The organism is Ruegeria sp. AF3, from assembly GCF_056536285.1.
Genome location: NZ_JBQFJM010000001.1, coordinates 173,939 through 196,029, shown reverse-complemented (window position 1 = coordinate 196,029; position 22,091 = coordinate 173,939). Strand labels below are relative to the sequence as shown.

At 57.4% G+C, this 22,091-nt stretch carries 21 protein-coding genes and 1 other RNA gene; 12 read left to right on the top strand and 10 right to left on the bottom strand.

Features of this window, described 5'->3' with window-relative positions; genetic code table 11:
* The first annotated feature begins 68 nt into the window (after positions 1–68).
* The 7 genes from ACR3FC_RS00945 (at position 69) to ACR3FC_RS00915 (ending at position 5,963) form a co-directional block, all read left to right on the top strand.
* Complete coding sequence (locus ACR3FC_RS00945) at positions 69–1,469, top strand: selenium-binding protein SBP56-related protein (RefSeq protein ID WP_480472645.1); 1,401 nt, start codon at positions 69–71, stop codon at positions 1,467–1,469.
* Between the two features lie 13 nt (positions 1,470–1,482).
* Positions 1,483–2,133 carry a hypothetical protein gene (locus ACR3FC_RS00940; protein ID WP_480472643.1) on the top strand — a complete coding sequence of 217 codons (651 nt, stop codon included), beginning with the start codon at positions 1,483–1,485 and terminating at the stop codon, positions 2,131–2,133.
* A 217-nt stretch (positions 2,134–2,350) separates the two neighbouring features.
* Positions 2,351–2,697, top strand: a transfer-messenger RNA (tmRNA) gene (gene ssrA, locus ACR3FC_RS00935).
* Positions 2,698–2,796: 99 nt separating this feature from the next.
* Complete coding sequence (locus ACR3FC_RS00930; protein ID WP_480472641.1) at positions 2,797–3,228, top strand: ester cyclase; 432 nt, start codon at positions 2,797–2,799, stop codon at positions 3,226–3,228.
* Positions 3,229–3,359: 131 nt separating this feature from the next.
* Positions 3,360–4,175, top strand: a complete 816-nt coding sequence (locus ACR3FC_RS00925; RefSeq protein WP_480472639.1) for a chromate resistance protein ChrB domain-containing protein — start codon at positions 3,360–3,362, stop codon at positions 4,173–4,175.
* A complete protein-coding gene (chrA, locus tag ACR3FC_RS00920) occupies positions 4,172–5,425 on the top strand; it encodes a chromate efflux transporter (protein WP_480472637.1) in 1,254 nt (417 codons plus the stop codon). Before ACR3FC_RS00925 ends, chrA begins: the two co-directional genes overlap by 4 nt.
* A gap of 76 nt (positions 5,426–5,501) precedes the next feature.
* A complete protein-coding gene (locus tag ACR3FC_RS00915) occupies positions 5,502–5,963 on the top strand; it encodes an SspB family protein (RefSeq protein WP_480472635.1) in 462 nt (153 codons plus the stop codon).
* A 27-nt stretch (positions 5,964–5,990) separates the two neighbouring features.
* Here ACR3FC_RS00915 and ACR3FC_RS00910 read toward each other — a convergent pair whose 3' ends face one another.
* Entirely contained in the window at positions 5,991–6,554 is a 564-nt protein-coding gene (locus ACR3FC_RS00910) for a hypothetical protein (protein ID WP_480472633.1), read from the bottom strand.
* Between the two features lie 206 nt (positions 6,555–6,760).
* On the opposite strand from ACR3FC_RS00910, the gene fumC reads away from it, so the two are divergent.
* From fumC to ACR3FC_RS00890, 4 genes are read left to right on the top strand one after another with little or no spacing between them, the layout of a single operon-like run.
* Positions 6,761–8,155 carry a class II fumarate hydratase gene (gene fumC / locus ACR3FC_RS00905; protein WP_480472631.1) on the top strand — a complete coding sequence of 465 codons (1,395 nt, stop codon included), beginning with the start codon at positions 6,761–6,763 and terminating at the stop codon, positions 8,153–8,155.
* The gene (locus tag ACR3FC_RS00900) at positions 8,155–8,331 is read left to right on the top strand and encodes a DUF4169 family protein (RefSeq protein ID WP_480472629.1); all 177 of its coding nucleotides are present in this window, start codon (positions 8,155–8,157) and stop codon (positions 8,329–8,331) included. Before fumC ends, ACR3FC_RS00900 begins: the two co-directional genes overlap by 1 nt.
* On the top strand, positions 8,328–8,549 hold the full coding sequence (locus ACR3FC_RS00895) for a ribbon-helix-helix domain-containing protein (protein ID WP_209504003.1): 222 nt from the start codon (positions 8,328–8,330) through the stop codon (positions 8,547–8,549). The genes ACR3FC_RS00900 and ACR3FC_RS00895 overlap by 4 nt, the downstream gene beginning before the upstream one ends.
* 59 nt (positions 8,550–8,608) lie before the next feature.
* The gene (locus ACR3FC_RS00890) at positions 8,609–9,211 is read left to right on the top strand and encodes a DNA-3-methyladenine glycosylase I (protein WP_480472627.1); all 603 of its coding nucleotides are present in this window, start codon (positions 8,609–8,611) and stop codon (positions 9,209–9,211) included.
* A 3-nt stretch (positions 9,212–9,214) separates the two neighbouring features.
* Here the strand turns inward: ACR3FC_RS00890 and ACR3FC_RS00885 are convergent, their stop codons facing one another.
* From ACR3FC_RS00885 to ACR3FC_RS00870, 4 genes are all read right to left on the bottom strand, one after another.
* Positions 9,215–10,096, bottom strand: coding sequence for a fructose bisphosphate aldolase (locus tag ACR3FC_RS00885; RefSeq protein WP_480472625.1), 882 nt, complete (start codon positions 10,094–10,096; stop codon positions 9,215–9,217).
* A 73-nt stretch (positions 10,097–10,169) separates the two neighbouring features.
* On the bottom strand, positions 10,170–11,519 hold the full coding sequence (locus ACR3FC_RS00880) for a cytochrome P450 (RefSeq protein ID WP_480472623.1): 1,350 nt from the start codon (positions 11,517–11,519) through the stop codon (positions 10,170–10,172).
* Positions 11,516–12,718, bottom strand: coding sequence for a hypothetical protein (locus ACR3FC_RS00875; protein ID WP_480472621.1), 1,203 nt, complete (start codon positions 12,716–12,718; stop codon positions 11,516–11,518). Before ACR3FC_RS00875 ends, ACR3FC_RS00880 begins: the two co-directional genes overlap by 4 nt.
* A gap of 62 nt (positions 12,719–12,780) precedes the next feature.
* Positions 12,781–13,533, bottom strand: coding sequence for a cytochrome c biogenesis CcdA family protein (locus ACR3FC_RS00870; RefSeq protein ID WP_480472619.1), 753 nt, complete (start codon positions 13,531–13,533; stop codon positions 12,781–12,783).
* Positions 13,534–13,639: 106 nt separating this feature from the next.
* Between ACR3FC_RS00870 and ACR3FC_RS00865 the strand changes: the two genes are divergently transcribed.
* Positions 13,640–13,873: a sulfurtransferase TusA family protein gene (locus ACR3FC_RS00865; protein WP_480472617.1), complete on the top strand. Its 234-nt coding sequence runs from the start codon at positions 13,640–13,642 to the stop codon at positions 13,871–13,873.
* A 43-nt stretch (positions 13,874–13,916) separates the two neighbouring features.
* On the opposite strand, the gene ACR3FC_RS00860 is transcribed toward ACR3FC_RS00865, so the two are convergent.
* The 5 genes from ACR3FC_RS00860 to ACR3FC_RS00840 form a co-directional block, all read right to left on the bottom strand.
* Positions 13,917–16,700, bottom strand: a complete 2,784-nt coding sequence (locus ACR3FC_RS00860) for an Rne/Rng family ribonuclease (protein ID WP_480472615.1) — start codon at positions 16,698–16,700, stop codon at positions 13,917–13,919.
* Between the two features lie 505 nt (positions 16,701–17,205).
* Positions 17,206–18,540: a sigma-54-dependent transcriptional regulator gene (locus ACR3FC_RS00855; RefSeq protein ID WP_480476731.1), complete on the bottom strand. Its 1,335-nt coding sequence runs from the start codon at positions 18,538–18,540 to the stop codon at positions 17,206–17,208.
* Positions 18,541–18,552: 12 nt separating this feature from the next.
* Positions 18,553–20,298: a sensor histidine kinase gene (locus ACR3FC_RS00850; protein WP_480476729.1), complete on the bottom strand. Its 1,746-nt coding sequence runs from the start codon at positions 20,296–20,298 to the stop codon at positions 18,553–18,555.
* A 69-nt stretch (positions 20,299–20,367) separates the two neighbouring features.
* Positions 20,368–21,036, bottom strand: a complete 669-nt coding sequence (gene purQ, locus ACR3FC_RS00845) for a phosphoribosylformylglycinamidine synthase subunit PurQ (protein WP_480472613.1) — start codon at positions 21,034–21,036, stop codon at positions 20,368–20,370.
* An 11-nt stretch (positions 21,037–21,047) separates the two neighbouring features.
* Positions 21,048–22,091, bottom strand: coding sequence for a zinc-dependent alcohol dehydrogenase family protein (locus ACR3FC_RS00840; protein ID WP_480472611.1), 1,044 nt, complete (start codon positions 22,089–22,091; stop codon positions 21,048–21,050).

Below are 22,091 nucleotides of genomic sequence, written 5' to 3'. Positions count from 1 at the left end.
ATGTCATCCGGCGTCAAGACCGGAACTCTCAATATGAATTGAATGACAATGATTTACGGGAGGACGTTATGAACAAAAGACCGGACCCAACCTTTTATCCGTCAGCCAAGCTGGCAATGGAAGGCCCTGCTGAAACGCTTGCTTTCACGCTGATGCTCAGCCCCGATTTTTCGCAACCTGACGGGCTGGCAGTTGTGAATGTCGATCCATCCTCGGCCGATTTCGGGAAGATCGTGCATCAGGTGATCATGCCCGAAAAAGGCGACGAGTTTCACCATTTCGGTTGGAATGCCTGTTCCTCATCGCTGTCACCGCTCAGCGGTCATGCGTTTCTGGAACGTCGCTATCTGATCATCCCCGGTATCCGTTCCAGCCGGATATACATCATCGATGTAAAGAACCCGCTTGAGGCGAAGATTCACAAGATCATCGAACCCGAGGAAGTCTTTGATAAAACTGGGTATTCACGACCGCACACGATCCATTGCGGGCCGGAAGGCATCTATGTCAGCACGCTGGGCGGCGGCGGCGAGGACGGCACGGATGGTCCTCCGGGTATTTTCATCATGGATTGTGAAAGCTTCGAGATCATCGGGCGCTATGAGATCGAGCGCGGCGTGCAGGACAAGCATTATGATTTCTGGTGGAATCTGCCGCGCGATTACATGGTCAGTTCCGAATGGGGCCTTCCTCCACAATTTGAAAACGGGCTGGTGGCAGAGGATCTGCTTTCGAACAAATACGGTCATCGCATCCATTTCTGGAACCTGCGCAACCGGACCAATATTCAGACCATCGATCTGGGCGAAAACCACCAGATGGCGTTGGAAATCCGGCCCGCGCATGACCCGGTCAAACAACACGGGTTCTGCGGCGTTGTCGTTGATACCACCAACCTTCAAGGCGCAATCTTTACGTGGTGGCGCAATGACGACGGCACGTTCGAAGCCAAGAAAACGATCACCATCGACCCGCAACCCGCTGATCCAGATGATCTTCCTGATCTTCTCAAGGGGTTTGCCGCCGTACCACCACTGGTCACCGATATCGACCTGAGTCTGGATGACAAATACCTCTATGTCGCCTGCTGGGGCACCGGCGAGATGCATCAATATGATGTGTCCGATCCGATGAACCCGACCCTTGCCGGGAAGGTCGAAATCGGAGGGATTGTCAAAAAGACCAAACATCCGAACGGTCAGACTTTTGGCTATGGGCCGCAAATGGTCGAGATCAGCCGCGATGGTAAACGCGTCTATTGGACCAATTCGCTTTATTCCACGTGGGACGATCAGTTCTATCCCGAAGAAGGCGGCGCGGCCATGGTCAAGGCGGATGTGGGCGAGAATGGCGGGCTGGTTTTGGACCCGAAATTCTGGGTCGATTTCCCCAAAGGATATCGCAGCCACCAAATCCGGCTGGAGGGCGGAGATTGTTCAACCGACAGTTTCTGTTACCCCTCGGTCTGAATTGGAAACCCTGATGACATCAACGGCTGGCCTTTGGCTGGCCGTTGTACTGAGCGGCGCGTATCACGGGCTGAACCCCGGGATGGGCTGGCCGCTGGCGGTTTCCTCGGCCCTGATGGAGCAGCGCCAATCCGCCCTGTGGCGCGCACTGGCGGCCTTGGCCGGTGGGCATTTCGTTGCCATGCTGGGTGTCCTTCTGCCCTTTGCGCTGATGGCCGTTCTGGTCGATTATCAAAAGGAAATCCGCATCTGGGCTGCGTTGATTGTCATCGCGATGGGGCTTTACATTGCAATCACCCGCCGCCATCCCCGTTTTCTGTCGCGTATACCACCCAGCAAACTGGCGCTGTGGTCGTTTCTCGTGGCTCTTGCGCACGGGGCCGCCCTTATGCTGGTTCCGATCTATCTGGGCCTGTGCCAGCTGGATGAACTGGATGCCGGTCATCAGGCGATTTCCAAAATCATGACAACAAACGGTCTGCTGGTTCTGGGAGTTGCGGCCTTGCATACCGCCGCCATGGTTCTGGGCGGAGGGTTTCTGGCCTTCGCCGTTTATCGTTGGCTGGGGCTGCGTTTCTTGTCCCGCAGCTGGTTCAACCTTGAACTCATCTGGGCGCTGAGCCTTGTTTTGGTTGGTCTTTTGGGGCTGTGGTCGGCGGTTTAGTCGCTTTCCTTTGGGCCGGAACACACTGTCCTTGGGCGTAATCAATGCCGGTGCCGCGCTAGACCGGTTCCTGCCATTGGCGCTGGATAACCCGCCTTTCTTGAAGGCAGCTACTTTCGGTGGAATCGAACGGGTGCTGGTGATATGGTTGATCGCTGGAAACTTCAATAGGGTCGCGTAACGCTCTGTAATTAAAGACAACAAAGATGTGCAATCCGGGTTTGCATCCGCCGCTCACCTCACCTATATATGAGATGTCCTTCGGGACTATGGACATAAACGCGCTCGTAATAAACGGATCGGACCCGGGGGCGGTACCCGGCGGCTCCACCAAAATCCTTCGTTTGAGGATCATGGGGCCGAAACAGGATCGACGAACGTCTAAAGGGGTAAGCTTTGTCTCGGCTGTCTGCCACCGTTACCGGCGAAAACAGTACAATTGCAAACGACAATCGTGCTCCGGTTGCAGTTGCTGCGTAAGCAGTAACAAGACCGAAACTTAAGTCCTTGCGCCTAGCCGCGTAAGGCGGGGTTCGCAGGTACCTGGCAACAGAAACCTGCACTTCCCCCCAATATGTCTGATATTTATGCTGCCTTTGCGCAGATTCAGAGTTTGTTCATTCCTTTTTGTCATCGTGTTCGCAGTTGGACAGGAGCGTTGGGATGACGAATTCAGAGATACTCAGATCCTGGTATTCTGAGGTTTGGGAAAACGGAAACACCGAGGCGATCGATCAGTTCTTTGCACCCGAAACCATGGCCGAGGGGCTGATCCCCGAAATGCAGGTGGGTGCGGACGATTTTCGGGACCTCGTCACGGCGTTTCGTCATGTCTTGGGGGATATCAAGGTGGATTTGCCCAAGATCATCGAAAACGGCGATTGGGTATCCGCAATCCTGCATGTGCAGACGTGCCGGGCCGATAACGGTGCCCCTTTGGAGGTGACCGGTCAGGTCATGGCCCGGTTCAAAGACAATAAGATGGTCGAAGCGTATAATCATTTCGATTTCATCTCGTTTTTTGAAGAGATGGGTCAGTTTCCCGCCGATACCCTTCCCGTGTGCATGACCGGTCAGCGGCTCGACTGGTCCTGACGGTTCAAAACGCAAACTTGACCCCCTATGTTCTTGCAAGGTAGCACTGGCGCAGGGGGTCAGCTTGCGAACACCCCGTGAGGCGTCAGCCCAAGCTTCGCATGGATCCGAACGACTAAAGGAGACATGCTATGGCTGCTCTTAACGCCATCACACCGACCCAATTGAGCCGGTTAATCGGAACGCCTCGGGCGCCGGTTCTGATCGATATACGCACCGATGCGGATTTCAGCGACGATCCGCGGCTGATTCCGGGGTCAATTCGCTGCCCGCACACGGAAATCGACGCAATAAGCCGTCTGATTGGCAACGACCCTTGCGTAGTAATCTGCCACAAGGGCAAAAAGCTCAGCCAAGGGGTGGCCTCCTGGCTGCGCGGGATGGGCAAAAACGCCGAACATCTGGAAGGCGGGTTTGAAGGGTGGCACGAACAGCGCGAGGCGCCGTTGGTCCCCCAATCGATTTTGCCGGCGCGCATTGACGGCAGCACATTGTGGGTTACGCGCCAAAGGCCTAAAATTGACCGGATCGCCTGCCCCTGGCTGATCCGGCGGTTTGTTGACCGCTATGCACGGTTCCTTTTTGTCGCGTCGGAAGAAGTTCAGGGAGTCGTTGATCACTTTGACGCCACCCCCTTTGACGTTCCGAATACATTTTGGACGCATCAGGGCAGCGGCTGCACATTTGACACGATGATCCGGGCATTTGACCTGCGAACCGAGGCGCTTGAGCGTATGGCCCGGATCATTCGCGCTGCGGATACCGACCAGCATGATCTGGCCCCGGAAGCCGCTGGGTTGCTGGCGTTCTCGGTAGGTTTGTCCCGCCAGTATCGCGATGATCATGCTCAACTTGAAGCCGGATTGCACCTTTATGATGCTCTGTTCCGCTGGGCACGCGACGGGTTTGATGAAAAGCATGACTGGCCATCGGGTCATGGCGCATGAGACCTTCGGCACTGGACCTTTTCAAGGTATTCGGACGGATCGGCCTGTTGTCATTTGGCGGCCCCGCCGCCCAGATCTCGCTGATGCATCAAGAACTGGTCGAGCGCAGGCCCTGGCTGGATGAACAGACCTATCTGCGCGCGCTTTCCTTGTGCATGTTGCTGCCCGGTCCAGAGGCAATGCAATTGGCAACCTATGCAGGCTGGCGCTTGCGCGGTGTCGTGGGCGGGCTGATTGCGGGCAGCCTGTTCGTTTTGCCAGGGGCGTTTGTCATTGCTGTTCTAGTCGCGCTTTATTCAGCATTTGGCGACGTTCCACTGGTGCAATCCGCATTTACCGGCATTAAGGCGACCGTCATCGTGATCGTCCTGCAAGCCCTGCGCAAGCTGTCAGGTAAGGCGCTGACGGATATGGAACATCGTGTCATCGCGGGCCTGTCGTTTCTGTCGATCTTTCTGTTCAACCTGCCCTTCCCGCTGATCATTCTGATCGCGGCCCTGTGGGGGTATTTGCGTCATCAAGGACCCGCTGAGGCAGCCACGGCTCGGGACACGCCGCACCTTGCCCGCTCGGCCCGGACGATAGCGATCTGGTTGCCGCTTTGGCTGGGGCCGCTTGTAGCGTTGACACTCAGCGGGCATCAATTGCTCAGCGATTTGGGGTGGTTCTTTGCCCGTCTGGCCGTTGTGACCTTTGGTGGTGCCTATGCCGTTCTGGCCTATATGTCGCAAACCGTTGTGGATCAGTACCACTGGATCAGTGCAGACCAGATGATCGACGGATTGGGGCTGGCGGAAACCACCCCCGGACCATTGATACTGGTTACACAGTTTGTCGCCATGCTGGCGGGGCAGATCAACGGTGGATTCTCACTGGCGCTTGCTGCGGGCGCTGTCGCACTATGGGCAACGTTCGTGCCCTGCTTTTTGTGGATTTTCCTGACGGCCCCCTATCTTGACCGTTTGGCCACGCGTCCCCGCCTGTCTGCCGCCCTTCACGGCATCACCGCCGCTGTTGTCGGAGTGATTCTCAACCTTTCCGTGTGGTTTGCCCTGAATGTTCTTTTCGAATCGGTGCCAGATATGAATTTGGGTCCGGCGGCAATACCCGTGCCCCGGCTGTCTTCGCTCGATATCCCGGCGCTTGCGTTAACCTTTATTGCTGGAATATTGATATTTAGACTAAAATTGGGGATCGGTACGGTGCTGGTTCTGATGTCACTGGCAGGGCTGGCTGCGCATAATATCTGATCAATCCGATTATACCTGCCCTTTCGTTTCCGAACAAAACCCCTATGCTGAGCTTAACCACTTTTGAGGATGACACATGTCGCAAGGCATCGACTATGGCAACCTGATGCACACCGCCATGCGCGGGCTTATCAAGACTGTGCTGACGGATGTATCGAAATCCGGTCTGCCCGGAGCGCATCACTTTTTCATTACCTTCGACACACGCGAAGATGGCGTGGACATCGCGGATTGGCTGCGCGACCGGTATCCGGAAGAAATGACAATCGTCATGCAGCACTGGTTTGAAAACCTCGAAGTCGGAGAGAACGGATTCGCCATTACTCTCAATTTCGGGGACGCACCGGAACCGCTCTATATTCCTTATGGCGCGATCAAGACCTTTGTCGATCCATCGGTGGAATTTGGACTGCGGTTCGAAAGCCCGGACGACGAAGATGATGACGATTATGTTGCAGATGACTTGATCGAGGTCGAAGAGGAAGAAGAGGCACATCACGACGCCGATGTCGTGTCGCTGGACAGCTTCCGCAAATAAGCCTTTGAGCCCCGCCTTGCGCGGGGTTCAGCGTTTCATCAGAAATGTTTCGACTGATCGGGATTTCTGGCCGTCTATGAAGCGTGAAAATGACAGGTTCAGCCCGTCTTCGGCCAGTGTTCGGTCGAACTGCTGCAATTCATATCCGCCGTCCACGTCGATGAACAACGAAAACACGGTCAGTGTGTCGCCAACGATACGTCCCCATACGAAGGGTTCACCTTTCATCGGGTCCAGCGGAACCTCATGACCGAACACATTGCGTTTCATCGCGGCCGAGAACACATCCGGGCGGTCCGAGGGCACGAAGTCAATCGAGAACTGCTGTTCTTTTACCCGCCCGTCTAGCTTGTAGGTGGTGGTTTGCCAGCTGACGTTGAACCCGTTTTTGGTCTCGAAAATTGAAACGCTCATATCCCTTGGAGTTGAGGTTCCGTCCGCATCCACGACATTTGCCGAGCCCACATAATCCCCCAGGAACGGGGTAATGTCCGCGGCGCGCGCAGATGCGCCCAAAACGGACAGCCACAAAGCACAGACAGCAAATAACACGATCGCTTTTTCAAGCGTAATGCGATGGAAATTCGACATCTTGTCCTCCAAGGCGGCTACTAACCTATTGTAGCTGAGAGGGGGCCGCGCACAATGGCACATTCCCCGACGATAACAATAAAAGTGACGCACCCCGCGCCTATACCTTTGACGCCCTTGGGTTTAAGGTGCGCGCAACTGGCCGATTGCGTCACGGCTTAGCTGCGGCTAAACGGCATACAACAGCATACCAGACGGAGTGACAGATGTCTCAGACCCGCACCGAATCCGACAGCTTTGGCCCGCTCGAGGTTCCTGCCGACAAGTATTGGGGCGCGCAAACGCAGCGTTCGATCATGAACTTTCCGATCGGTTGGGAAAAACAACCCATTGCCATTGTGCGTGCGCTGGGCGTGATCAAGCAAGCCTGCGCGATGGAGAACAAGGCAACCGGCAAGCTGGATGCCAGAATTGCCGATGCCATCATTCAGGCTGCGGGTGAGGTGATCGACGGCCAGTTTGACGACAACTTTCCGCTGGTCGTCTGGCAGACGGGTTCCGGCACCCAATCGAACATGAACTCGAACGAGGTCATCGCGAACCGCGCCATCGAAATTCTGGGCGGTGTCATCGGTTCAAAAGACCCCGTGCATCCGAACGATCATTGCAACATGGGTCAGTCGTCGAATGACACCTTTCCAACTGCGATGCACATTGCCACGGCGATGAGTGTTCGTGACGTCCTTCTGCCCGGGCTTGAAAAGCTGGCCTCTGGTCTTGAGCAGAAGGCTGATGAGTTCAAGGACATCATCAAGATCGGCCGGACCCATACACAGGATGCAACACCTCTGACACTGGGGCAGGAATTCAGCGGTTATGCCCACCAGATCCGTCAGGGGATTGCACGCGTTCACGCAGCGCTTCCCGGCATCTATGAGCTGGCGCAGGGCGGCACCGCCGTAGGCACCGGCCTGAACACCCAAAACGGTTGGAGCGAAGCTGTGGCGGGCCATATGGCGCAGATCACCGGCTTGCCCTTTGTGACCGCGCCAAACAAGTTCGAAGCGCTGGCTGCTCATGACGCCATGGTCTTTATGTCCGGGGCTTTGGCGACCATCGCGGGCAGCTGCTATAAGATCGCCAACGACATCCGTTTTCTGGGCTCTGGCCCGCGTTCGGGGCTTGGCGAACTGATCCTGCCCGAGAACGAGCCCGGCTCGTCCATCATGCCCGGCAAGGTGAACCCGACCCAGGCCGAGGCGCTGACACAGGTTGCTGCGCATGTAATGGGCAACAACGCCGCGATGAATTTTGCAGGCAGTCAGGGCCATTTCGAGCTGAACGTCTATAACCCGATGATGTCCTACAACCTGTTGCAATCGATCCAGCTGCTGGGCGACGCCGCCGACAGCTTTACCGAGCGGATGTTGCTGGGCATCAAGGCCAATGAGCCGCGCATCGACAAGCTGATGAAGGAATCGCTGATGCTGGTGACGGCGCTGGCCCCGACCATCGGCTATGACAACGCCACCACGGTCGCCAAGACCGCGCATAAGAACGGCACAACCCTCAAGGAAGAAGCCATTGCGCTGGGGTTTGTGGACGAGGCAACCTTCGATGCCGTTGTACGCCCCGAACAGATGATCGGCCCGAAAGACTAATGGGCAAGCCGGTCAACCTGAACCGGTATCGAAAAGAAAAGGCGCGGGCCGAGAAGAAGGCCCGCGCAGATGAGAATGCCGTCGCCTTTGGGCGCACCAAGTCCGAGAAAGCAATCGTCAGGCTTCAGCAGGACAAGCAGAAGCGTGAACTCGACAATCACGAGCTGGATGAATGAGCGGTCGCCCGGTAAAACGTTCATTGACCCTCAAGGGCCACCGGACATCTGTCTCGCTTGAAGATGAATTCTGGCGGGCATTTCGCGACATTGCGAAAGAAAAAGATCAGCCAATCAATGCACTGGCCGCGCAAATTGATGTTGACCGCGACCCGGAAACCGGATTGGCCTCGGCTATTCGCGTGTTTATTCTGAACTGGTACCGAGACAAGGTTTAACACTTGTCAGATCTTGGTCGTTGGGTGTAACGTCCCCGAGGAACAAAAGGGGTACATTCATGAGCAACACAGTATTGGGGCCAGACGGTCAACCTCGGTGTTCCTGGTGCCAGGCCGCGCCGGAGTTCTTTGACTATCATGACAACGAATGGGGCTTTCCGGTCTCGGATGATCAGCGGTTATTCGAGAAACTGTGCCTGGAAAGTTTTCAGTCGGGTCTTAGCTGGCGCACGATCCTGAACAAGCGCGAGAATTTCCGAGAAGCGTTTTACGGTTTTGATTTCAACAAGATGGCCGAATTTTCTGAAGTTGATGTTGAACGTCTGCTGCAAAATGATGGGATCATTCGCCACCGGGGCAAGATCGAGGCGGTGATCAATAACGCCCGCCGCGCGCAGGAGCTGGTGGCGTCTGAAGGATCGCTGGCTGCTTATGTCTGGCGGTATGAGGCGGAAACCCCGCCGCCCCCGCAATCGGCATCCACATCGCCCGAGTCGGTGGCGATGTCGAAGGACCTCAAGAAACGGGGCTGGAAATTTGTTGGCCCCACGACGGTGTTTGCGTTCATGCAGGCCATGGGACTGGTCAATGACCATGCCGAGGGCTGTATCAGCAGAAAAAAAGCGGCACAGTTGCGCCGCTCTTTCACGAAACCCGTCTGAGGATCAGACAGAGGCTTTGAAAATCTTGTCGATATTGCCGCCCAAAGCGGCGTTGAATTCGGCGTCCGATTGCTGTTTCGAGAGACCTTCGGTCAGTGCGCGAGAGAAAGACGCGATCATTTTGCCGTTTTGACCCAGCAGGTTACAGGCCTCTTCGGTCGAATACCCGCCTGACAGCGCGACAACGCGCAGAACGCGCGGATGGTCGGCCAGTTCGTCATACAGGTTTGCCTGTGTCGGGATCGTCAGCTTCAGCATGACCTCCTGCCCTTCGACCAGCTGGTCAAGGTTCTTCAGGATTTCAGCTTTCAGAATCTCCTCGGCCTCGGCTTTGGTTTCTGAATGAATGTTGACCTCCGGCTCGACGATTGGAACCATCCCGGCTTCAGTCACTTCACGGGCTACGTCGAATTGCTGGGCGACCACGGCCGCGATGCCTTCGGCATTAGCCTCGTGGATGACCGAACGTTCCTTGGTGCCGAATACGCCTTCTGCCTTTGCCAGCGTGTCGGCCAGACCTGGGATCGGCTTCATCAGCTGAACGCCGTTGGCCTGAACCTCGAGGCCCTTGTCGATTTTCAGAAAAGGCACGATGCCTTTGACCGACCAAAGGTAATCTGCGACCTTGCGGCCCTCGATCTCTTCCCCGAGGGTGCGTTCGAACAGGATCGCACCGATGACTTTGTCCTTGGTGAAGTCATTTGCCAGAATGATCCGCGCGCGCATCTTTTGTATTTCACCGAACATCTCAGCGTCCGAACTGTAGGTCGACGCGTCAACGCCGTACAACGCCAAAGCTTTCGGGGTCGAGCCGCCGCTTTGATCCAATGCCGCGATAAAGCCTGCGCCGTTGATCATCTGCGCGCGCTGTTCTGCTTTGGCCATAGTGTTTTCCCGTTCAATGATGATTCCGATGTCTCCCCCCGCATACATCACAGTCAGGACCGATGGTAGTTTGTTAGCGCTCAATCAGCCGCAACCATATACCATCCCTGGATCGAACGGTCAGGTGGGCCACCGGAACCGGCGTTTTGCCGCTGATTGTTTCGAATTTGAAATTTCGCACCAGCATCGACAGGATCAGCGGCCCTTCGACCATGGCAAACCCGGCCCCGGTACAAACGCGGGGACCTGCGGAGAAAGGGATATATGCTTCGCGCTGGCATGTCTTGCCGTTTTCACTGTTCCAGCGAGTCGGGTCAAAGCCGTCGGGATTGTCCCATAACCGTTCGTGACGGTGCAGATGCCAAGGGCTGATGACGATTTGTGACCCGTTGGGAACGTCCCTGTTTCGGAAACGGTGTGGGCACGTGGCCTCTCGCACCATCATGGGAACTGGTGGGTAAAGGCGCAGTGCCTCGCGAAACACGTCGCGGCTGATCTTGAGTTTGGAAACCGAGGCAAATGTCGGATCGTCCAGAGCGGCAGATTCGTCAGCAATCCTTTCCTGCCATTCGGGATAAAGCGCCAGCAGATACAATGTCCACGCCAGAGCCGATGCGCTGGTCTCATGGCCTGCCAGAAAGAAGATCGCGACCTGATCAACCATCTCCTCGGGCCCGAAAAACTGACCGGTTTCAGGGTCAGCGGTCGTCATGATCTTGGTTGCCAGATCGTCGGGTGCGGTTCCGGCCTTGATCGCCTCAGCCCGCTCATGGGTCAGGTCAGTGATCAGGTTACGAATGTCTTCGGCGTTTTTCCGTGTCGTCCGGGAGTGAAACCGAGGCATCCATTTGGGCAGCGGAACGAAGGCTGCAAGGTTCAGCAGAGGTTGTTCGCGCTGGTAGTTGCGGAACTTTTCAAACACCTTGCTGGCTATGGCGTGGTCAATTGGCACCGAAAACAAGGTGCGAAAAATCACATCCGCTGCGGCGTGGCTTGTTTGTTCTTCGACTTCGATCTGTTTGCCGACATGGGGCCGCAACCGCTCAACACATGCGTCTGCCGCGGCCAGCATGGCGGGAAACGTGTCTTTCAGCCGCCCGCCCTCAAATGCCGGGTCAATGATGCGCCGCTGACGTTTCCACGTCTCTCCATTGGTTAGGAACACCGAATTTCCAAGCAAGGGGCGCAGGCCTTCGCTGATCCGGCCCGATTTAGGGAAATCTTCGGGGCGTTTCCTGAGGACGGTGTCAATCAGGTCTGGTTGATTGATCAGGAAAGATCGAAAGAAGGGTGTCCTAAATTCGGCCATCCACGCGCGGTAAAGGCGCGCTGGCTGTGCAGACAGCAGATCCTGACGAAACAGTTTCAGATAGCGCAGTAGGGAAACCTTGTCTGCGCGCGGCTGGGGCTTGGGCGGGGTCATGGGCGCACCGACGTGTATTTGGACACTGGCGTCTCAATCCGGCTGCGCGAGGGTGTGCGCCCAAGGAACCGCTGTTTCAGCGTCAAAGGGCCTGCCGTTATCCGAAAATAGTCGTACAGACCCGGCTTATCGAAGGCGCAAAGGTACTGAAAATGCAGTCGGAAGAACCGCCAGCGCAGGGCTTTCCAACGTTCAGGCGCTAGGGTTTGGGTAAAGGCGGTTGAAAGGACAAGCGGCCAGCGTTTGTCCGGCCCAGCCACCCCTGTGACGGCCACCGGATCACACAGCGCAAATGCGCAGCCATCCCCGGGGGCCGAGACATCGACCCACGTGATGTCTGAACTGGAGGACAGGAATTGAAGGTCGGACCGAAGGCCCTGCGCATTTGGCAGAAAGGATACCATAGGCATCACCTGCCCAAGGCTGAGAAAGGACAACTCTGCCCCTTGTTGCGGCACCGCCCTGTCGCGGATCAGGTCGGCCAGAACAGACACCCCCATATGCGCGCCCGAACTGTGGCCCACGACCAGTACCTCATCCACACCGGATATCAGAGCGGCTTCAATCGCCTTGCGGAATACGGCCAGTCTGTCCTTCAGTTTAAGCGGAGTTTCCCCCTTCAGCTGCGCGGAATAGGCGTAATCATGCATCAGGTAATAGGCAAACAGCCGGTTGTCGATCTTGCGGAACCACAGCATCAGCGCAACCGCAACGGCGATACCCGGAAACAGACCCCACCAGCCAGCCATCGCCACACATGCCCACACGACTGCAAACGCAACCAGCAGCTGAGACACCAACATCGCCACCGGATAGAGCGCCGCAATCACCGGGCCCTTGCGCAACCGCATCAGGCGCCACAAAGCGCCGGTCGAAATGTATATCCACGCCGTGTGGGCCAACTGCGCGTAGGTTGCAGGGATCGACGCGGACATGCTGTCGCGCACGATGTCTGACCAGACCAGAACTTCGATTTCTGTCTCAACAGACGCACCGTCCTGCAATGATGTCACGGACCAGCCGAACAGACCTTTTGCGGACTTGGGGGCCATGGCGATCTCATATCCCGAGATCCGGGCCTGCGCCTGCGACTCGGTTCGGTAAAGCTCGCGATATCGTCGCGGCGGCATCGGGTCATAACCGGGGATGTAGAACACCCGGCGTTTGCGAACCTGTGACTGATTTCTCTGACTGCTCATGCCTTTACCTTCTGCCGCGCAGGTTAACGCAGGCTTTAGGTCAAGGTAAGGGGGGCAGACGCTCAGCCGAAATTCGCAAGCGCCGGGAAGGTTTCAAGCAACCACCAGCTGAAGCGGGTGAACAGGCCTGTGATCAGCATGATGCCCACGAACAGCAGCAGCCCTCCCATGACCTTTTCGATCACGCCCATATAGGGCTTGATCCGGTTCATCACGGTCATAGAGCGGTTGAGAAACATGGCTGCCAGCAGAAACGGAATACCCAATCCGGCTGCATAAACACCCAGCAACAGCGTGCCGCGCGCCACCGAGGCCTCGGTTGCCGCAAGGGACAGGATCGCGCCCAGCTGGGGGCCGATACAGGGCGTCCAGCCGAAAGCAAAGGCCAACCCAAGAATATAAGCACCAAAGACCGAGCCACCGGAATCGCCGGTTTCGATCCGCGCTTCGCGGTCCAGAAAGGGGATACGGAAGACATTCAGGAAATGCAGGCCAAAGACAATGACAACGGCACCGGACAGTTTGGCAAAAAGCACCTGATTTTGCAGCACGAACACTCCAAAGGCAGATGCGGTAAAGCCCAACAGCAGAAAAACCGTCGACAGGCCCAGCACAAAGAACAGCGCTGACATGGTTGCCTTGCGCCGGGCGCGGGTCTCATCCTGCATTTCGTTGATCGTGACGCCGCTCATATATGCCAGATAGGGCGGCACGATGGGCAGCACACAAGGCGACAGAAAGCTGATCAGGCCACCCAGCAGGGCAACAAACATGGCGGGCAGCAGCCCCGCATCTATGATTTCTATTCCGAACATGTCTAAGCACATAAGTGATGAATGGCGGTCCGTCACGGGGCCAATGAGTCACATCCTCGTGCTTGGAATCTGGACAATATTACAACTTCGCCCTATCCCGAAAATCATGTCAGAGATTACAGATACGCTGGATGCGCTGGGCCTACTGTGCCCCCTGCCCGTCCTCAAGGCCCGCAAACGGCTGAAATCCATGCCGCAAGGTTCTGTGTTGCGTGTGCTGGCTGATGATCCGGCAGCCATCATCGATGTCCCGCATTTTTGCGCCGAGGCTGGCCACACATTGCTGTCTCAGGATTTGGATGGCGAACATCAGGTCTATCTGATCCGAAAAACCGACTGACTTTGTGATATAAAAAAGGCGGGCAAATCTGCCCGCCCTTTCATCAGTTGCCCAGCGACCACCATCCGCGCCGTTTGGGCCTGTCGGATTCTGGCTCAGGTTCATCTGCCACAGTTTCAAGCACCGGTTCAGGTTCTGCTGCCATGGGTGTTTCTTCCACGGGTGCGTCTTCGATCGGCTCATCGGCAGATTGAACTTCAGGTTCTTCCACCGCAACGATCGCTTCAGCTTGTGCGACTTCCTCAGTCTGCTCGGCAAACTCTGTTGCTTCCGGCGCAGCGTCAACAGCCTCAGCGGCTTCGCTTTGCTCGGCGACAGCCGCCTCGGCAGGTTCGGCTTCTGCGTCTGAGGCCGCCTCTTCAACCGCCGGTGCATCGGCCCCGGCATCGGTGTCCGGTGCTTCCGACTGTTCCGCACCCTCTTCTGCTACCGCATCTTTCTTACGACGACGCGGAGCGCGCTTACGCTTGGGCTTGGCGGGTTTTTCCTCTTCCGTTGCTTCGGCTTCGGTTGTCTCGACAGCGGTTTCCGTTTCAGCGGATTCGCCTACGGCATCCTCCTGCTCTGACCCTTCGCCGTCATCCGCGCCCTGTTCCGCCGCGTCACCGTTGCTCGCGCCTTTCTTGCGACGACGACGGCGGCGCTTGCGCTTGGGTTTGGTATCATCTTCAATCGACGCGATATCCTCTTCGGCTTCCTCCTCTTCCGAAGAATCCACCAGATCCATCAGCGAGGCATCGACCGACACGACAGGAGCTGTCGCTTCGGGAACAATGCGGCTGGCGGTCTTGAATTTCTCCATCGAGAAATCCGGGCTGACCAGATGCACATCGCCTTCGATCCGTACAGACAGGCCATAGCGCGATTCGATCTGGGCAATATGCTCGCGCTTCTGGTTCATCAGGAAGTTCGCGATACTGACCGGGCAGCGCACCAGAACCTCGCGCGAGCGGCGGCGTGTGCCTTCTTCTTCGATCTGACGCAGGATCGACAGCGCCATGTTGTCGTCCGAACGGATCAGGCCGGTGCCATGGCATGCCGGGCATGGCTGCGTGGTCGCCTCGATCATACCCGGGCGCAGCCTCTGACGGCTCATCTCGAGCAGGCCAAAACCCGAAATCCGGCCGACCTGAATGCGGGCACGGTCGGTTTTCAGCTTGTCCTTAAGACGCTTTTCAACCGACGCATTGTTCTTGCGCTCGTCCATGTCGATGAAATCGATGACAATCAGACCGGCAAGGTCACGCAGACGCAACTGACGCGCCACTTCTTCCGCGGCTTCCAGATTGGTTTTCAGCGCCGTTTCCTCGATCGAGCCTTCTTTCGTGGCCCGGCCCGAGTTCACGTCGATTGCCACCAGCGCTTCGGTCACGCCGATCACGATATACCCGCCAGATTTCAGCTGAACGGTCGGGTTGAACATCCCCGCCAGATAGCTTTCCACCTGATAGCGCGCAAACAGCGGCAGCGCGTCCTCGTACCGTTTCACATTCTTGGCATGGGACGGCATGATCATCTTCATGAAGTCCTTGGCGATGCGGTATCCGCCCTCGCCCTCGACCAGAACCTCGTCGATATCGCGGTTATAAAGGTCCCGGATCGACCGTTTGATCAGATCGCCTTCTTCATAGATCTTCGCAGGTGCAATGGATTCCAGGGTCAATGCCCGGATCTGCTCCCACAGGCGTTGCAGGTATTCATAGTCGCGCTTGATTTCCGATTTTGTGCGCTTGGCGCCTGCAGTCCGGATAATCAAACCCGCCCCTGTCGGAACATCAATATCCGCGGCGATCTCTTTCAGCTTTTTGCGGTCAACTGCGTTGGTGATCTTGCGGCTGATCCCACCGCCACGCGCGGTGTTCGGCATCAAAACACAATAGCGACCTGCCAGCGACAGATAGGTCGTCAGGGCTGCCCCCTTGTTGCCGCGTTCTTCCTTGACGACCTGCACCAGCAGCACCTGGCGCACTTTGATCACTTCCTGAATCTTATACCGGCGTGGGCGTGGCTTGCGCTGAGGGCGGATGTCCTCGCTGTCGTCTTCCTCGGCTACGGTTTCAATCGTGTCATCTTTCGCGGCTGCGTCAGCGTGTTCCTCATCCGCATCGCCATCATCTACGTCCGGGTCATTCTCAGACAATTCAGACGCTTCATCGCCATCGTCAGAGATTGAAGCATCCGCCGCGTCATCAGAATCCCCTGCTGCATCGTCTTGTGAAGACTCGACCGTTTCAGCCTGAGCCTCGTCTTCCGAAGCCGTTTCCTCAGCAGTGTCATCTGACACAGCTTCTGGCGCTTCGTTGTCCGCAGGCTCCTCAACAGGTGTTTCACCGACGATTTCCATAGGCGATGTCCCCTCGGGCACCTCCATGTCGGCATCGTCAAGGTCGATGGTTTCCATACCGGTCGGCTCGGTCGAAACTTCAATCGTTTCGACCAGATCGTCCGATTTAAGATCCGCGGCCTTTGATCGGGCGCGCGAACGCCGCTTTTTCGGCTTGCCCTCGTCGGCCTCATCCCGCGCCTTCATGGCCTCGGCATAGGCGCGATCTTCCTCCATCAGCGCCTCGCGGTCGGCGATGGGGATCTGGTAATAGTCCGGGTGAATTTCCGAAAACGCGAGGAAGCCGTGCCGGTTCCCGCCATAATCCACAAAGGCCGCCTGAAGCGACGGCTCAACCCGTGTTACTTTTGCAAGATAGATGTTGCCAGCAAGCTGGCGCTTGTTTTCGGATTCAAAATCGAACTCCTCGACCTTGTTTCCGTCGACCACCACGACGCGGGTTTCCTCCGCGTGGGTGGCATCGATAAGCATTTTCTTAGCCATGTGTCCTTGGTGCACCGCGCCAAACGCGTTGTCCTGACCCGTCCAGGTGGACAGGCACATTTGGGGAGGTGTCTTGTCAGGGCGATATCGGACGGCGCGCGGCAGGGTCTGGCGCTGTGGCCCCCTGCCCGGTCACTCAATCGTTGCGCGCGCGTCATCGCGGTTCTTCTCCGACAGGCGCGTTAGCCGCAGCCTGCCCATTTATTCCTTTCGCCCAGACGTTCCGGGCTCAGGTACTACATTGCCCCGAAAGGGGCACAATCGGTCTGCTTTGCGGCGAATAATATGTCATCACCTTCAGCAAAGCAGCGAAACTCAATGATTCGGGGCTTATGGACACAAAACTGGCCCGGCCCGTCCGGACACAATAAAAGCAGTCCTGTGGAAAAGACAATGGGCAAACTGCACCGCCCCCAACCGTGGCATGCGGGATCGCCTTCATCTGGCCAAAAATATCCCGGGGGAGTCGCCAAAGGCGACGGGGGCAGAGCCCCCGTCACCCAGTTTACAGATAGTCCGACCGCTGGAGGCCGTATTTGGCCATCTTTTCATTCAGCGTTCGGCGCGGCAGGCACAGTTCATCCATCACAGACGCGATAGATCCTTTGTGCCGCCGCATCGTGTTGTCGATCAGCATCCGTTCAAAGGCTTCGACATATTCCTTCAGCGGCTTGCCTTCGGTGGTCATGACCGGCTGCATTTCCTCGTGATCCGACATCAACAGCGAGGCGATCGTTCCGGACCCGCGGCGCGATTGCAGTACCGCGCGTTCGGCAATGTTGATCAACTGGCGCACGTTCCCCGGCCAGGGTGCCTGCAACAGCTGCGCGGCTTCCTGAGCGCTTACCTGAGGCGCATCACAGCCGTATTCTTCGGCGAACTGCTCGCTCAGACGGGTAAACAGGGTCAGGATGTCCTCGCCCCTCTGGCGCAGGGGCGGCATGGTGATGCGCAAGGCGGCCAATCGATAGAACAGATCAGGCCGCAAGACATCTTCGGAGGTTTTTCCGGCCTCTTGCAGGTTCGAGATCGCTACGATGCGTGTCTCGGCCGGCGTGCCCTGCTCGTTCATCACGCTGAGCAGCTTGGCTTGCAGGGAATCGTTGAGCGCTTCGACATCTTCCAGAACCAGCGTTCCGCCCCGCGCCTCTTCGATGGCGGGCAATTGGGCGTCTTCAGGCATCATCGGCCCAAACAGACGTTTGGCCAACGCGTCTTCCTCGTGCGCCGCGCAGGACACCAGCACGAATTTCTTGCCGGCACGGCTTCCAACCGCATGCAGGGCGTGTGCGACAAGCGTCTTTCCGGTCCCTGTCTCTCCGTCGATCAACACATGGCCATCCGCCTGACCCAGATCGAGGATATCCTCGCGCAGGCGTTCCATAACCGGGCTGGCACCGATCAGTTTGTTCATGATCTGGGTGCCGCCGGACAATTCCCGGCGCAGCGCGCGGTTGTCCAACGTCAGACGCCGCGCATTGCTGGCCCGTTTGGCCAGTTCAGACATGCGGTCGGGGTTGAAGGGTTTTTCAAGGAAATCGAATGCACCGACACGCATCGCCTCGACAGCCATCGGAACATCGCCGTGACCGGTGATCATGATCACGGGCAAGGTGCTGTCAGCGCCCATCAGCTTTTTGAGAAGCTGAATGCCGTCCATTCCGGGCATTTTGATGTCCGAAATCACTATCCCCGGATAATCCGGACCCAACACCTTGAGCGCATCTTCCGCGCTGGCGAAGGTTTCCGTGTCATAGCCGGACAAAGCGAGCCACTGGCTGATCGACTGGCGCATGTCCTGTTCATCGTCAACAATGGCAATTTTCATGGCTTGTGCCATAGTCATTCCTCGTTATTCCGCGGCTTCAAGGCCGTCTCTTCCCAGTGCAGGCAACTGCATTTCAAACACCGCACCGCCATATTGGCCGTTGCGCGCAGTCAGCCGTCCCCCATGGTCGTTCACGATCCCTGACGAGATGGCAAGCCCCAGACCAACACCGTCTCCGGGCTGTTTGGTCGTGTAGAACGGCTCGAACAGGTTTTCGATATCCTCGATTCCGTGCCCGTTGTCGCGTACGGTCAGCACTGCCATATCACCTGCTGCCAGGATGATTTCCACATCCGGCTCCACCACTGATTTGGTGGCGTCCAGCGCGTTTCGCAAGAGGTTGACCATGACCTGCTCGATACGCATTCGATCCCCCATTACGATCACAGGTTCCTCTGGTACGATCTGCGTGATCTTCACGTGGCGCTGACGCAGCTGAGGCTCCATCATCGACAGGGACGAGGCCAGCGCTTCACCAAGATTTACTGGTGAAAACGCATCCGCGCCCTTGCGTGCATAAGACTTGAGCTGCCGAGTAATTGCGCCCATCCGTTCTATCAGACCATCGATGCGACCAAAGCTGGCAAGGGCCTCTTCCGGGCGGTTGCGGCGCAGCAACAGGCGGGCCCCGGCCAGATAGGTTTTCATCGCCGCCAGTGGCTGGTTCAGCTCGTGACTGACCGCCGCCGACATCTCGCCCAGGGCAGCCAGTTTCGAGCTTTGCGCAAGAGTCTGTTCTGCCAAATCCAGCGTCTTTTCAACCCGTTCACGTTCAGCGATTTCCCGCTGTAGCCGTGCATTCAATGCGCGAAGCTCTGCCGACTCGCGCTGGAACAGGGTCATGCGCAACGTGGCACGGCGGCTCAACGCATAGAACGCAAGCGCCAGAAGAATCGCAAATCCCATGATTTCCAGCGCCAGAACGCTGTTCACCTTTTCCCGGATCGAGGCATAGGTCGTGAACGAGGTCATCTGCCAGCCGCGGAAAGGAATGCGCGTCTCGATCCGCATCACCGCTTCGCCCTGAAGATAGGCATCAGGCGGCAGCGCGGTCCAATCGGTTGTTGCCCGGATGGCGCGCTGGATCGCACCTTGTGGCGGTTGGCGCAGCATCGCCGTGTTCTCATCCAGCCCGCGCCAGCGGGGTTCCGTGGACAAAATGATGTTGCCGGTGCTGTCGGTAACCATCACCGCATCCGAGATACCTGCCCAGGCGCGTTCGAACTTTTGCAGGTCAACCTCGACGACAATTACGCCCAGGAACTCGGCCCCATTCTCCAACCGGCGCGAATACACAAAGCTGTACCCGCCTGCGTCCTTGGGAATAACAGAGAAGATCGTCGCGTTCGAGCGGATCGCATCCACAAAATAAGGCGTGTTCCGATGTCCTTCGCCCAACCTGTTTCGGTCGGTCGCGGCAACTGTGCGCCCGTCGCTGTCCAGCAAAACCAGTGAGGCCGCGCCGATCTCTTCCACGAATGAAATAAGGCGTTGGGTAGACAGGGTGTAATCGCCTGACTGCAATGCCGAAATCAACGTCGGGTCGCGGGCCAGCAATTGTGGAACAATCGAGTTGCGGCGCAATTCACTCAGCAAGTTGCCCGAATACAGCGTCAGTCGCAGCTCTGCCCGGTTGCGCGTGGATTCGGTGAACCTGTCGGTCAACAGCCGGTTCGTGACCCAGACCGTTGCAATTGTCGCGACCAGCAGAACAAGAACCGCCAGCCGCAACCGCCAGCCCAGCGGCGCACCACGAAACGGTTTCAACATATTTGACCAGCCAGATCGAACTTCTGTGTTCATGGCAAAAGGTTACGCCCCGGCGGGCGAGACCTCAAGTCACGCCGCTTCAAACACACCTGACAATGCGCGGAACAACGCCACCCCGTCTGTGCCGCCATGACCCTGATCAGCTGCGCGTTCGGGGTGCGGCATCATGCCAAGAACGCGGCGGTTTTCCGACAGGATTCCGGCGATATCCCCGATCGAGCCGTTCGGGTTTTCGGCATAGGTAAAAGCGATCCGGTCCTGATCTTTTAGCGCGGCCAGCGTCGCGTCATCCGCAAAATAGTTGCCATCGTGGTGCGCAATCGGAATACCGATCACATCGCCTGCGTTGTAGCCGCTGGTAAACGCGCAGTCGCTGGTCTCAACCTTTAGGCCAACGGTCTTGCAGATGTATTTCAGCCCAGCATTGCGCAGCAACGCGCCCGGCAAAATGCCGGTTTCGGTCAGAACCTGAAAACCGTTGCAAATGCCTACGGCATAACCGCCGCGCTGCGTGTGTTCGACGACGGCCTTGCAAATCGGCGATTGGGCCGCGATTGCGCCGCAACGCAGGTAATCTCCATAAGAGAACCCGCCCGGCACACCCACGATATCAATACCTTCGGGCAAAGCCGCGTCTTTGTGCCAGACCATATCGACCTGAAAACCGGCCTGCTCAAAGGCGACGGCAAGATCTCGGTCACAGTTGGATCCGGGGAAAACGATTACGGCTGCACGCATGGCGGGCCCTCCTACGAGACAAAATCTGTGACAACCGCAACACCCGGAGGCGTTGGATGGTCAAAAGCGGCAAGCTCGGCGCTTACCTGGTTCAGGGTTATTTTCCGGGTCACCAGCGGGCTCAGGTCGACCCCTTGACCCGCGATCAGCGACAACAGCGACGGATAGCGCCAGCTTGGCATCCCACGGGTGCCAAATACGGAGAGCTGACCAGAATAGAGCACATCCATCGGCAACGACATCTGTGCATGGTCCCCCGTGGGCATTCCGATTTGCACCATGCGCCCCATTTTGCGCAGGGATCGCATGGCGGAAACGGTCGTGGCTTCGACGCCAAGCGCCTCGATCGCAACATCGGCGCCGCCACCGGTGATGTCTTTCACCGCCTGTGGGGCATCACATGTCGCGGCATTGACCACCGCGTCGGCGCCCAGAGTTTTGGCATAGGCCAGCTTGTCCTCGGCGACATCGACTACGATAACACGCGTGCCGAGCGCCTTGCCAAGAAGAAGCGTTGATATTCCGACACCGCCGCCGCCAAATACAGCAATCCACTCACCACCCTGCACCTGCGCCCGGCCAACAAGCGCCTGCCACGCCGTGGTTACGCGGCACCCCAATGCGGCGGCGATTTCAGGCGCGATGCTGTCGGGCAAGGATGTCAGGTTGGCATCGGCATGAGCCACGGCAACATATTCAGCAAAAGCCCCGTCACAGGTAAAGCCGGGCACGACCTGGTTCGGACAGATTGTCTGATGACCCTTTGCGCAGTCCGGGCAATGCCCACAGGCAAGGATAAAGGACGCAATCACCCGGTCCCCAACACGCCACCGTTTAACGCGCGCACCGACCGAGACCACCTCGCCGCAAAACTCGTGACCGGGTGTCATGGGCAGGACAACGTCCGGGTCTGAGCCCGACCACGCGTGCCAGTCGGACCGGCACACACCGCAGGCCAGCACTCGCACCACAACACCGTCTTCGGCGGGAACCGGATCGGGGATCGTCGACACCTCAAGCGGTTGACGATAGGTGATCAGACGCGCGGCCCGCAT